Source organism: Burkholderia sp. Ax-1720 (genome assembly GCF_011753035.1).
In the GTDB taxonomy this organism is placed as follows: Bacteria; Pseudomonadota; Gammaproteobacteria; order Burkholderiales; family Burkholderiaceae; genus Burkholderia; species Burkholderia gladioli.
In genome coordinates, this window is record NZ_VWWK01000452.1 from 1 (window position 1) to 869 (window position 869).

The window sequence follows — 869 nt, forward strand, 5'->3', positions numbered from 1 at the left end:
TCGGCCGATGCGCCGCGTGCCGCGCCGACGCGGTCCGAACCTGTCGCCGTCCTGCAGGGAGTCGATGCCCTTGAAGCCATTCCGGCGTGCCCCGCGGCGCGCCCTTCCGCCGCCGCGGCCACGCGAACGGCCGCCGAACCGGGAGCGCGCGACGTGAGCGAACGCGATCCCGACGCGGAACTCGTCGAGCGGGTCGGCCGGCGCGATCCCGGCGCCGCGCGCGCGCTGGTGGCGCGCAAGCTGCCGCGCCTGCTCGCGCTCGCCACGCGCCTGCTGGGCGACCGCATGGAAGCCGAGGACGTGGCGCAGGAAGCCTTCATCCGGATCTGGAAACAGGCGCCGCGCTGGAAGTCCGGCGAGGCGCGCTTCGATACCTGGCTGCACCGCGTGGCGCTCAACCTTTGTTATGACCGGCTGCGCGGACGTCGCGAGGAGCCGGCCGAGGAACTGCCCGAGCAGATGGACCCGCAACCGCGCGGCGAGCAACGGCTCGAGGCGCTCGAGCGCGACGCGCGCGTGCGCCGGGCGCTGGAGGCGCTGCCGGCCCGGCAGCGGGAAGCGCTCGTGCTCCATTACTATCAGGAATTGTCGAACATCGAGGCGGCCGGCCTGATGGGCATCACGGTGGACGCGCTGGAGAGCCTGCTCTCGCGCGCCCGGCGCAATCTGCGCGCGCAACTGGCCGGCGACGGCCGCAGCGAGGAAATCTGATGACACCCGAACGATTCCGCAACATCGTCGAGGCCTATGGCGCGGACCCGCGCCGCTGGCCCGATGCCGAACGCGACGCCGCGCGCGACTGGGCCGGCGCCCATCGCGAGCAGGCCGGCGCGCTGCTGGCCGAGGCCGCCGAGCTCGACGGCTGGCTC

Annotated in this window: 1 protein-coding gene; it reads left to right on the forward strand. The window is 73.9% G+C overall.

All coding sequences use genetic code 11. The features are described 5' to 3' along the window. The first annotated feature begins 51 nt into the window (after positions 1-51). Positions 52-711, forward strand: a complete 660-nt coding sequence (locus F3J18_RS37610; protein ID WP_240156530.1) for an RNA polymerase sigma factor — start codon at positions 52-54, stop codon at positions 709-711. Positions 712-869: the final 158 nt, after the last annotated feature.